This window comes from Streptomyces sp. NPDC049597 (genome assembly GCF_040675505.1).
Lineage (GTDB): Bacteria > Actinomycetota > Actinomycetes > Streptomycetales > Streptomycetaceae > Streptomyces.
In genome coordinates this window covers 1-11,254 of record NZ_JBFAOY010000063.1, presented here as the reverse complement: position 1 = coordinate 11,254, position 11,254 = coordinate 1, and the positions used below count along the sequence as shown (strand labels likewise).

Here is an 11,254-nt window from a genome sequence, read left to right as displayed (position 1 = left end):
CGCCAGCAGCACGATGCTGTTCTCGCTGGTGTAGCCCTCCTCGATGTGCAGGCTGACGTCCGCGCCCGTCCTGGCCAGCTCGTCGTCGACCTTCTTCGTCCGCAGGTTCCGCCTGGGAGGGCGGGGCTGCGGGGATCGCGGATGCGTGACCGGGGACCACCTTCCAATCCGGGGCCTGCGGTACCCGGGCGGACTGCTTCCTCGCCCGGGCGATCCTGATGGCGTTCGGCTCCTTACCTTCGGTTACTCGGTTGTACTGCTGGATACCACGGTTCATGCTCACGGCCCCCTGGGGCCGTGTCCTGCTCGACCTGCTTGCACGGCAGTTCGTATCTGTCGTGCCCACTTCGACTTCCCGGGTACAGCAGAACAGTAACCCTGCGATGCCCCAATGTCTACTGTCTCCATGGCAGGTTTTCTTCACGGCTGATGGATGCAGTTCTGTCGCGGGTACACCCGGAAGAATGCTGTCCGGGGCGTGGCGGGCAGCGTGCCGAGCCGCAGCGCAGGCCTGCACCGAGCCCGCGATCACGCCGAAGAAGACCCGGCCCTGCCGGCCACGGACGAACGGCGCAGTCGAACGCTTCCGCCGCACCTGGCCGACGGCTGGGCTCTCGGACGCTTCTGCTCCAGCGAATCAGCCCGCCGCAAAGCCAGGCAGGGAGATCAGCGATCAGGGGTGATCTTGCTGACGGTCGGCAGGCGCTGGTAGAAAGCGACATCACCTCAGCCGCACCACGGGACAACGGCGTTCGTGGACACACCGCCCGCGGGGGCGCTCCGCGCCCGCCGGCCGCGCACAGATCGCGAGACCCCATGACCCTCGACGCCCCCGACCGCCCCGCCTTCCTGCTGCTGCACGGCTGGCAGCACCACCGCCCGGACGGCCACTGGCTGCGCTGGCTGGACGAACGGCTGAGCGAGGCCGGTCACGACTCGTCGTACCCCCAACTGCCCGACCCGGACCGGCCGGACCTCGGGACCTGGCTCGACGTGCTGGACGAGAGGCTCACGGCTCTTCGAGGGCGTGAGATCGTCGTCGTCTGCCACAGCCTCGGATGTCTGCTGTGGCTGCACGCCGTGGCCCGCCGGCCCGGCCGGGTCCTGGCCGACCGGGTCCTGCTGGTGGCGCCTCCGGGGCCGGAGACGGCAGCCGGTCATCCGGAGATCGCGGCGTTCGCCCACTCCGGCGTGACGGCCGGGGACCTCGCGGCCGCGGCGCCCGGGGGCACCCGGCTCGTGGCGTCGGACAACGATCCCTACTGCCCCGCGGGTGCTCTGACCGTCTTCGCGGCGCCCCTGGACCTGGCCGCAGACCTGCTGCCCGGGGCCGCGCATCTGGACCTCGACGCCGGCTACGGCCCCTGGCCGGCCGTACTCGACTGGTGCCTGGACCCGGCCGTGCGCGTCGTACCGGCACCTTCCTCCGGAGCCGACCACGTCGCCGCCGACTGAGCGCACGGGCGTTGGTACGGGCGTTGGTCACGAACTCTTCAGTGCTGCGCTGAAGGCGTCCATGCAGGAGGAGCAGTAGCGTTCGACGGCCCCTTCGAGCTGGGGCGCAGAGGCGGTGGACAACTCCAGGGGGACTCCGCACAGAGGGCTGGCGGACGTTCCCTTGGTGATCACATGCCAGATCAGTTCGCCTCGGTCGGCTGCGGCCTCGGCGCGCATCTCGTACATCGGCGTGCCTTTCTCTCGCGGGCCCGACAAGCGGCCCGTCCCCATGGGAGCCCGTCTCGGCCGAACGGACCAACGGGGAGAGGCCGAACGGGGGAAAACAAGCGGGAGCGGTTTACCGGATGAAGGGACGGACGGAAGGGCGGACATCGGGCGGCGGGTGACCCGGGAGCGCTGGCGCGCCGCGGGGCGCGGGGCCCGAGGACCGGGCCGGCCCGGGGGACCCACCCTCCACGGTGCCACGGGGTGCCGGACGCCGCTGGGTACGGACCGAGCCGCCTCGTACGGCCCTGCCGCGATCGGTCCGGTCCGGTCGGCAGAGGGCCGCCGCGTTGCCGCAGGCCCGTCACGGGAACTAAAGTCAGCCGGGTGACTGCCGGGTCGGCCATGGGCCACGCACGAGTGAGGCACCCGGCCTCGGCGTGAGCACGAGGCGGGCCAGGGCCCCGCCTTCCCTCTCCGCGTTCTTCCTCCCGGCGCCCGCGCGCGGCGCCGCATCCCAGTGGAACCAAGACCCGGAGACACCTCACCCATGCCGCACGATCAGCACGACCCCCAGCCGCCGGTCACCGCCGTCCAGCTGAACCACACCGCCGTCTACGCCCGCGACCCGCACCTCTCGGCCGAATTCATCGCCGCCGTCCTCGGCCTGCGGGTCGCCGCCCGGTTCGGACCGTTCCTCCCCGTCGACCTCGGCAACGGCGTGACACTCGACTACTACGGCATGACCGACGAGCCGATCCAGTCGCAGCACTACGCGTTCCTCGTGCCCGACGAGCAGTTCGACGCCATGATCGCCCGCCTCGAGGCGCTCGGCGTCACCTACTACGCCGACCCCGGCCACACCGAACCCGGCCGCATCAACCGCCTCTTCGGGGGCCGCGGCGCGTACTTCGCCGACCCGGACGGCCACAACATGGAGATCATGACCCGGCCCTACGCGCGGCCCTGACAGCCCCCGCGCGAGTCCGGGTGAGGAACGGCGGCATCACGGTGACGGCGCACGGCACGGCAGCGACTACCGCAGACCGGACACCGTGAAGACGTTCCGCGCCATCTCCTCCTCCAGACGCGTGGACAGCTCGCGCACGACGTGGGCGCCGCACAGCAGCAGCCCGTCGGCGCGGCTGGTCCGCGCCCCCTCCTCCAGGAGCAGCCACAGCGGCGGGTCGGCGACCAGGGCCCGCGGGTCGAGCTCGACCCGTCCCCCGTCCACGTCCCGCAGCACGAGCCGCTGTGCGACGCCGCCGGCCCAGCTGACCGACACCAGCCGGTTCACGCGTACGCGGCGTTCGCTCAGCAGCCCGCGGGACACCAGGAGGAGGGGACCGGCGGACTCCTGCCCGGCGGTCACCTTCGGCGGCACCAGCACCACGAACAGCAGAAGAGTGAGCCCGGCCCACAGCGCGGCACGCGCCGGCGTCAGTCTGTCCGCGACCGTGTCGACGGCCAGCAGCAACGTGAGCAGCACGGCCGCGCAGGCGGCTGCGAACCGCATGTGCAGCAACCAGCCGTCGTGCCGTGGGACATGGGAGGCGGCGCGCCTCCCGCCTCGTCCCCGAAGCGATCCGCCGATGCGCCTCATGACGGCGACCGTAGCCCCCCTCGCGCTCCCAGTCGCGGGGTTTGACGCAGAACTGACCCTCTGCGGAAGACCCCTTGACGGACTGCCCGCGCCGAGGCGGCACGACGCACCACGGGACAATGGCTCCGTGACCGAACCCACCGTTGCGCCCTCACCTCTGCGCCTCGACGTCTTGGCCCCCGGCCGCCCCGAACGCGTCCTCGCCGCCGCCCGGGAAGCCGAGCGCCGCGGTCTGGACCGCCTCGTGGTCGCCGAGACCGCCCACAACCCGTTCATCCAGCTGGCGCGGGCCGCCGAGCACACCACGTCGATCGAACTGGCCACCGGCGTGGCCATCGCCTTCGCCCGCACCCCCATGACCCTCGCGTACGAGGCATGGGGGCTGCACGAGGCGTCCGGCGGCCGCGCCGTGATCGGACTCGGCTCCCAGGTCAAACCGCACATTGTGCGGCGGTTCGGGATGCCGTGGGACCGCCCGGCCGCCCGCATGAGGGAGTACGTGCAGGCGGTCCGCGCCATCTGGAACAGCTGGCAGACCGGCGAACGACTCGTCTTCCGCGGCGACTTCTACACCCACACGCTGATGACCCCCGCCTTCTCACCCGGGCCGCTGCCCGAGGGCGCCCCGCGCATCCTGCTGGCAGGGGTCGGCCCGCTGATGACCGCGACGGCCGGTGCTGTCGCCGACGGGTTCATCAGCCATCCCTTCACATCGGTCGAGTACCTGACCCGGCAGGTCCTCCCGGGGGTGCGGAAGGCGCGCGCCGAGGCCGAGGACGGCGGCGCGCAGTGGACCGCGCGACCGTTCGAGGCCGTGGGCTCGGTGCTCACCGCGACCGGCCGCACCGAGGAGGAACTCCACGCCAACCACCTCGCCGTGCGGGAGCGCGTCGCCTTCTACGCGTCCACGCCCGCCTACCGGCCCGTCATGGAGGCGCACGGCTGGACGGACCTCCACGAGGAGCTGCACCGCCTGTCCGTCCGGGGACGGTGGAAGGAGATGGGGGAACTGATCGACGACGACGTGTACCGGACGTTCGCCGTGTCCGGCGAGCCGGAGGAGGTGGCGCGGGAGATCCACCGCCGCTACGCCGGCGTGGTGGACCGGCTCTGCGTCAGCGGGCCTGACGACGCCGACCCCGCGCTGACGGCGGACGTCCTGACCGCCGTACGCGACCTGGGCTGAGGCCGGTCACCGTTCGGGTCCCCGGGAACCTGAGCATCCCTCGCGTCGCACACGCGACGGGCGGCAGGGAGGCCGTCCCTCCTGCCTCCCGCCAGGGCGGGACGGGTCCTCACGTGCGGCCGCAGGGCGGGGCGTGCCTCCTGCTACGACAGGGTGTCGGTGACCACCGACGCCGCTTCCGCGATGAGCCTGTTGTCGAAGTCCTCGTCCTCCTCATCGCGGTTCGACATGATCGCCACGACGATGGGGGCGGCGTCGGGAGGCCACACGACGGCGATGTCGTTGCGCGCGCCGTAACCGCTGCCCGATCCTGTCTTGTCACCGACCACCCACCCCTTGGGCACCCCGGCCCTGATCAGCTCGTCCCCGGTGACGTTGGTCCGCAGCCACTGCGTGAGCTGTGCGCGCTCCGCCGCGCCGAGGACGTCCCCGAGGACGAACGCGCGCAGGTTCTGGGCCATGGCCCGCGGCGTACTCGTGTCCCGCATCTCGCCCGGCGCCCACCGGCTCAGCTCGGGCTCGCGGCGCTCCATCCGCGTGACGTCGTCGCCGACCTCGGCGAGAACGGCGTCGAGGCCCTGGGGGCCGCCGAGTTGGTCGAAGAGCAGGTTGGCCGCGGCGTTGTCGCTGTAGCGGACGGCGGCCTCGCACAGCGCCCTCAGGGTCATTCCGGTCCCGACGTGCTTCTCGGTCACGGGGGAGTGGTGAATCAGATCGTCCCTGGAGTACGTGATCACCTTGTCCATTCCGCCCGGGGAGTGCTCGCGCAGCACCGCACCGGCGGCCAGTGCCTTGAACGTCGAGGCGTAGGCGAACCGTTCGCCGTCCTTGTACGCCACCTCGCGCCCGGTGCCGGTGTCCACGGCGTAAACCCCGAGCCGCGCGTCGTACCGGCGCTCGAGTTCCTGGAAGGCGCCGGTGAACGGCTTCGCGGCTGTGGTCGCCCTCGTCGCCTGGGCGGAGGGAGTCGACGAGGCGGATGAACCGTCGCCCCGGCCGCACGCGGCCATCGGGACGAGCGCGAGCATGGCGAGGGCGCCGACAACAGTGCGGCGGACACGGGTGTGTTGCATGGTCCGAACCTCCAAAGAGCCCCGCACGCAGGGCGGATGTGGGGATGGAACGGCACGGCCCATCCCGGTGCGTGGTCGTGATCCGGGACCACCCTGACCTCCGCGCTGCCATGCGGTCCAATGCGCTCATGCGTGCTTCCATGCTGATCTGGCATAGAGTGCGGGCTGTGGATCTGGTGGGAGCGTGTCGCGCGTTCGTCAGCGTCAGCGAGCGCGGCAGTTTCACCGTCGGCGCGGCCGCAGCCCGGATGTCCCAGTCGGTGGCCAGCCGCCGCATCGCCGCACTGGAAGAACGCTTCGGTGAGCGGTTGTTCGAGCGCACGTCACGGCGGGCCGTTCTCACCCCCTTCGGCCGGGACATGCTGCCGGTGGCCAGACAGCTCGTACAGGCTGCCGAGGTGCTGCTGCACGAGGCGGAAGCGGCCAAGGCGAAGCCGTGGCGGCTCGCGGTGCCCGGCGTCTGCTCCACGGCGGGCCTGGCCCGCCTGGTCGCCGAGGCTCGCGGGGCCGGAGTGACGCTCGACCTCCGCGTCGCCGCGCCGGCTCAGCGCAGGGAGCTCGTCCACGCGCAGCAGGTACGGGCAGCCCTGCTCGCGGTACCCGCCGACGAGGCGACGTGGTCCGTGCCGCTCGGGCTCGCCGGCGTGGCGGATCCCGGCACCAAGCGCGTCTATCTCGAAACGCTGCGGATCCGACGCGCCTCGCCCGGCCCCGCCTCACGCGTCTGGATCCAGCCGGAGGACGACGTCCCGCACGTACGCGACCCGCTGACGCGCCTGCGTGACGCCGTGGGACTGCGGCCCGCGCAGCTCGTCGCCGCGGCCGACCTGACCACCGCCGCTGCCGAAGTCCTGTGCGGGCACGACCTGTTGCTGTGCTCTCCGGCTCAGGCCGAGGAACTGGCCCTGCACTGGCGGCCCATCGGCGAGATCGCACTCACCCGCGGCTTCGCGCTCGCCGCCGCCGCGGACGGCAGTCCGCAGCCCGTCGCGGCGCGGCTGGGCGACGCCATCGCCCGCTGCCTCGGTGCGGACGTCCGGGCGGGCGCCGGGGGAGGGGCGACGGTGTGAACACCGAGGCACTGCTGCGCGAGATGCGCGGGCACCTGCGCGACGGCGGTCTGCAGGGCTGCCTGCTCGTGCGGGACCTCCATACGGGCGAGGAACTGGGCATCGACCCGGACACCCAGCTGCCCGCCGCCTCCCTGGTCAAGGTCCCGCTCGCACTGGCGACGGCGGAGCGCATCCGGCGAGGCGAACTCGACGGGGCGACGATGCTCGACGTACAGCCCGGGCGCATCACCACGCCGGGGCCGACCGGGCTCAGCCGATTCCGCCACCCGGCCCGGTTGGCCATCGACGACCTGCTCTACCTGAGCACCAGCCTGAGCGACGGAACAGCCGCCGACGTGCTGTTCGACCTCACCCCGCCCGCGCACGTCGCCGCCGTCCTCGAGGAGCTCGGCATCCGGGGCCTCACCGTCCGGCACGGCATGGGCGAACCGACCGACACACCCGTGGAACGCTTCGAACCCGCGCAGGTCCATCTCGCCCACGCCCTCGCCATCGACGCCGGCACCAGCGGCCGCGGACACCGCGTGCCCCAACTCGACACCACCCGCGCCAACACCGGCAGCGCCCGCGCGTGGGCCGACCTGCTGCAGGCCCTGTGGACGCCGTCGGCGATCCACCCCGACGTGGCCGGGCGCGTGCGCGCCCTCATGGCCCACAACGTCCTCCGCCACCGACTGGCCCCGGACTTCAGCTCCGACGCCACCACCTGGTCGTCCAAGACCGGCACCCTCCTCAACCTCCGCCACGAGATCGGCGTCGTCGAGCACTCCGACGGCCAGGCATTCGCCGTCGCCGTCCTCACCGAATCACTCGTCCCGGCGAGCATCCAGCCCGGCGCCGAAGCCCTCATGGCACAGGTCGCCCGCAGACTGCGCGACCACCTCCGGCAGCTCTAGGCAGGAAGAGGATCTGGACGGTCCGGCGAACCGTACGCGAGCGGGCGGGGTGTCACCGGCCGGAGCGGCGGTGCACCACGACCTGAAGCGGTGCGCGGAAGGAGAGCAGGCCGAGCATCGGCGGCTGCGTTCCGGGCTCGGCGAGCGTCGCGTCCGGCAGGGCACGGGCTGCCGCCCGCAGAGCGACCGCGGCTTCGGTGCGGGCCAGGGAGGCGCCCAGGCACCGGTGACGTCCCGCGCCGAACGCGAGGTGGTGGCGGATGTTCCCGCGATGCGGACACAGACGGTCGGGATCCTCGAACACCTCGGGGTCCGAACCGGTGCCCATGAGCATCAGCAACAGCTGCGCGCCGGCCGGCAGTCGCACACCGGACAGTTCCGTCTGGTGCGCGGTCACCCGGCGCCACGTGGTGACCGGCGGCTCCCGGCGCAGGATCTCCTCCACCCACGCCTCGGCGAAGCCGTCCTCTGTCGCGACACGTGCCCAGACCCCTGGGTCGGCCACGGCACGGAGCAGCGCCGTGGAGATCAGTTGCCCGGTGGTGGACTGCCCGGCGATGAACACGAAGAAGCACACGGCCACGGCGGTCGGGACATCCAGCGGCGCCCCGTCCGGCGTGCGATGCCGGCGCAGTCCGCCGATGAGCCCGTCCGCCGCCGTGGCCGCGGACACCTGGGCGGTCAGCCACTGGTGGAACTCGCCGACCTGCTCCGCCAGGTGCAGCTGCCGTTCGGCCGGAGGGCGGCCGTAGAACAGTTCCAGGGAAGCGTCGCTCCACGCCGCGAGTGTGTCAGCGGATATGCCCTCGATGCCGAGGAGCCGCATCATCACCCGGCACGGCAGGAGCCGCGCGTACTCGACGGCCAGGTCGCAGGTGTCCTCGGCGGCGTACCGGGGCCGCAGACCGGCCAGCATCTCCGAAGCCGTCCGCTCGACCATCGGCACCGCTGCCGCCACTCGCTCGGCGTTGAAGAAGCGCATGACCAGGCGCCGAAGACCCGCGTGCTCCGCCCCGTGGTTGTTGGCGAGCGCGGGCGTCAGGGAGAAGCCGGCCCTGGCGAGCGCGCGCAGCGCGGACACGGGCAGGCGTGTCACGGAGTGCTGGGCGTTGTCGGGCAGATACGTGCCGGGGTCCAGCAGCACGCCGCGCACATCCTCGTAGCGGCTGACCAGCCAGAGGCCGGTGCCGGAATCGAAGTGGACGGGCGAGCTTTTCCGCAGCGCCGCCAGTGTGGGATACGGGTCGGCGACGAACGGCGGGTCGAAAAGTCCGGGAAGGCCGGGAAGGCCGGTCGGCAGGGGTGCCGGACGTGTCTCCGTGCTTGCCACGCGCGTGCTCTCCGTCAAGGCGTACGGACCATCACCCGACGGGGGACAGTTGATCAACGCTGCCCGCTCGGGGCCGAGGCCACACGATAGCCGACGGGGCCGGCCGGGCACGGTGCGCCCCCGCCCCGGAGTGCACCCGGGACGGGGCGGCCGGTCCTGCCGGCATGGCGAACATCAGCATGGCGGCGGTGGGCGCCAGGTCGCCGATGCCCTTCAGGACGTAGTCGCCGAGGTGCGCGCCCTGCCCGACGAGCACGCAGAACAGCGCCGGAATGAGCACCAGCGCTGCTACCGGCGACATTTTCTTGGTCATGATCAACGCCAGGAAGGCGGCAATCATGGCGAATCCGAGCGTTGCCGGCATGAAATACCTGTCGTTCGCCCGAGAACGCCACCGGGAGTGCGGTGGTGCGGGCGACCGCAGGGCGGGAAACTCCGCTGAAACAAGTGCGTACGGGCTGGGCGACAAGCGCGGAAAAAACAGGTCGTTTCATGTGCGCTGCCGTGCGCTGTTCCACGGTACGCGGCCTGCCGGGCGGGCTGGGCAGGGCCGGGAAAACTGCCCGGTGCACCGGTGCCAGACGAAACGAGCAGAAAGAGCGGAATGATTTTCCGGCTCCCGTAAACAGCACAATGACGGCGGCTCTGGTGGCGCGGTGCCTTTTGCGTCTACCGTCCCCGTCGAGCGTGAGTGAGGGGCAGCGTACGCCGCGAGCCGCATGCGCGGCGGAATGTCGATGCCCGCGCCGGTCCGGAGACCGGCGACACCCGGCAGGCGCGGAAAGGCGCCGGCTTTTCGGCATCGTCCGCGGTCGCGACGGCGTACCGCTGCCTGCTCCGGCGCTCGGCTCGACCCCGCGGCATCATCCGCCCGGGCCCGGTCTCCCACAGGCCAGGGTCACGGTTCGGAGGAGCAAGCGGTCCTGAAGCGACGAACCATGAGCAAGGGCGAGATTGGTGATCACGGTGCCACCACACGAGGCCGGCGTACGGACCCCGGAACAGGGCATTCACGGCGTGACGGCCGACGGCTACGAGGCCGTTCGGGACGCCTTCACGGCCAACTTCACCCAGCGCGGCGAGCGGGGTGCGGCCGTTGCGGTCTTCCATGACGGCCGGCTCGTGGTCGACCTGTGGGGCGGTACCGCGGACGCCGACGCACCCGAGGGCGGGGGCAGGCCGTGGACCCGCGACACCGTGCAGAACCTGCGCTCGGCCACCAAGGGCGTGGCCGCGACGGTGGTGCTGCTGCTGGCCGATCGCGGGCTCATCGACGTGGACGCCCCGCTCTGCGAGTACTGGCCGGAGTTCGCCGCCGGGGGCAAGGAACGGATCACCACCCGCCAGTTGCTCTCCCACCAGGCCGGGCTGGCCGCCCTCGAGAACCCGCTGACCTGGGCGCAGGCGCAGGACCGGATCACCGGTCCGGCGGCCGTCGCCGCGCAGCGCCCCCTGTGGGAACCCGGCACGGCGCACGGCTACCACGCCCAGACCTTCAGTTGGCTCCTCGGAGAGCTGGTCCGCCGGGTGGACGGCCGCTCGCTCGGCACGGTACTCGCCGAGGACCTCACCGAGCTGCTCGGGCTGGACCTGTGGATAGGGCTTCCCGAGGACCGGCACGACAGGGTCGGACGGACAGCAGCTGTCGAACAGCCGCAGTCCGTCGGCGACGGACTGCGCACGCGCCCTCGCCGAAGCATCGCTGCCGCCTACGCCGATCCGCGCTCACTCACCCGCCGGGCCTTCAGCACCGTCTCCCCGGCTCCCGACGAGAACTGCCCGGCCTGGTGGAGCGCTGAACTGCCCGCATCCAACGGCATCGCCACCGCACGGGGACTCGCCGGGTTCTACGCCGCCCTCGCAGGGGGGCGCATCGTGACCCGGAGCACGCTGCTGCGGGCCTGTACCCCGCACACGGCCGGCACCGATCGCGTGCTGCTCAGCAGGACAGGCTTCGGGCTGGGATTCATGCTGCACGGCCCGGCCTGCCCGATGACCTCACCCGCGGCCTTCGGGCATCCGGGCCGCGGCGGCACCCTCGCCTTCGCCGACCCCGCCCTGGGACTCGCCTTCGCCTACATCACCAACAGCATGCAGCCCACCATCACCAGCGACCCGCGCGCCTGGGCGCTGGTGCGGTCGGTGCAGCAGGCCCTGACCCTGCGGCGGCCGACGGCGGCATGACATCCGCACTGCTGTGCCGGTCCACAGCAGTGCCGAAGACCGGGGCGGGCGTCGCTACCGAATGTCCTGCCGACACGGCGCCCGCCCCACTCACCACCAGATCGTCGACACGGCCCGAGACACCGCTCCAGTCAACGGCAGAAAACAGAAACCAGAGGAATCCGGTCATGGCAACGGCGCCCAGCGTCTCGTACTCGATGACGGTCCGGCTGGAGGTGCCCGCGAGTGGTACCGCGGTCTCGCAGCT

The 11,254-nt window shown here is 72.0% G+C and carries 10 protein-coding genes and 2 pseudogenes; 7 read left to right on the top strand and 5 right to left on the bottom strand.

Annotation, left to right across the window (positions count from 1 at the left end; all coding sequences use genetic code 11):
- Positions 1-524: 524 nt before the first annotated feature.
- A pseudogene (locus tag AB0K02_RS33620) lies at positions 525-661 on the top strand (IS481 family transposase); the annotation flags it as partial.
- 155 nt (positions 662-816) lie between these two features.
- On the top strand, positions 817-1,455 hold the full coding sequence (locus AB0K02_RS33615) for an alpha/beta hydrolase (protein ID WP_365996407.1): 639 nt from the start codon (positions 817-819) through the stop codon (positions 1,453-1,455).
- 27 nt (positions 1,456-1,482) lie between these two features.
- Here the strand turns inward: AB0K02_RS33615 and AB0K02_RS33610 are convergent, their stop codons facing one another.
- Positions 1,483-1,683 carry a hypothetical protein gene (locus tag AB0K02_RS33610; RefSeq protein WP_365996406.1) on the bottom strand — a complete coding sequence of 67 codons (201 nt, stop codon included), beginning with the start codon at positions 1,681-1,683 and terminating at the stop codon, positions 1,483-1,485.
- A 529-nt stretch (positions 1,684-2,212) separates the two neighbouring features.
- On the opposite strand from AB0K02_RS33610, the gene AB0K02_RS33605 reads away from it, so the two are divergent.
- Complete coding sequence (locus AB0K02_RS33605) at positions 2,213-2,632, top strand: VOC family protein (RefSeq protein WP_365996405.1); 420 nt, start codon at positions 2,213-2,215, stop codon at positions 2,630-2,632.
- Positions 2,633-2,698: 66 nt separating this feature from the next.
- On the opposite strand, the gene AB0K02_RS33600 is transcribed toward AB0K02_RS33605, so the two are convergent.
- A complete protein-coding gene (locus tag AB0K02_RS33600; protein WP_365996404.1) occupies positions 2,699-3,178 on the bottom strand; it encodes a hypothetical protein in 480 nt (159 codons plus the stop codon).
- 214 nt (positions 3,179-3,392) lie between these two features.
- Between AB0K02_RS33600 and AB0K02_RS33595 the strand changes: the two genes are divergently transcribed.
- Positions 3,393-4,451 (top strand): TIGR03617 family F420-dependent LLM class oxidoreductase, encoded by a 1,059-nt coding sequence (locus AB0K02_RS33595; RefSeq protein WP_365996403.1) that lies wholly within the window; start codon positions 3,393-3,395, stop codon positions 4,449-4,451.
- Positions 4,452-4,594: 143 nt separating this feature from the next.
- Here the strand turns inward: AB0K02_RS33595 and bla are convergent, their stop codons facing one another.
- Positions 4,595-5,524, bottom strand: coding sequence for a class A beta-lactamase (gene bla / locus AB0K02_RS33590; RefSeq protein ID WP_365996402.1), 930 nt, complete (start codon positions 5,522-5,524; stop codon positions 4,595-4,597).
- 128 nt (positions 5,525-5,652) lie between these two features.
- On the opposite strand from bla, the gene AB0K02_RS33585 reads away from it, so the two are divergent.
- The gene (locus AB0K02_RS33585) at positions 5,653-6,594 is read left to right on the top strand and encodes a LysR family transcriptional regulator (protein ID WP_365996401.1); all 942 of its coding nucleotides are present in this window, start codon (positions 5,653-5,655) and stop codon (positions 6,592-6,594) included.
- Positions 6,591-7,493 (top strand): serine hydrolase, encoded by a 903-nt coding sequence (locus AB0K02_RS33580; protein ID WP_365996400.1) that lies wholly within the window; start codon positions 6,591-6,593, stop codon positions 7,491-7,493. The genes AB0K02_RS33585 and AB0K02_RS33580 overlap by 4 nt, the downstream gene beginning before the upstream one ends.
- A 52-nt stretch (positions 7,494-7,545) precedes the next feature.
- On the opposite strand, the gene AB0K02_RS33575 is transcribed toward AB0K02_RS33580, so the two are convergent.
- Positions 7,546-8,823: a cytochrome P450 gene (locus AB0K02_RS33575; RefSeq protein WP_365996399.1), complete on the bottom strand. Its 1,278-nt coding sequence runs from the start codon at positions 8,821-8,823 to the stop codon at positions 7,546-7,548.
- Positions 8,824-8,986: 163 nt separating this feature from the next.
- A pseudogene (locus tag AB0K02_RS33570) lies at positions 8,987-9,187 on the bottom strand (citrate:proton symporter); the annotation flags it as partial.
- A 602-nt stretch (positions 9,188-9,789) separates the two neighbouring features.
- Between AB0K02_RS33570 and AB0K02_RS33565 the strand changes: the two are divergent.
- Positions 9,790-11,007 (top strand): serine hydrolase domain-containing protein, encoded by a 1,218-nt coding sequence (locus AB0K02_RS33565; RefSeq protein ID WP_365996398.1) that lies wholly within the window; start codon positions 9,790-9,792, stop codon positions 11,005-11,007.
- The last annotated feature ends 247 nt before the right edge of the window (positions 11,008-11,254 follow it).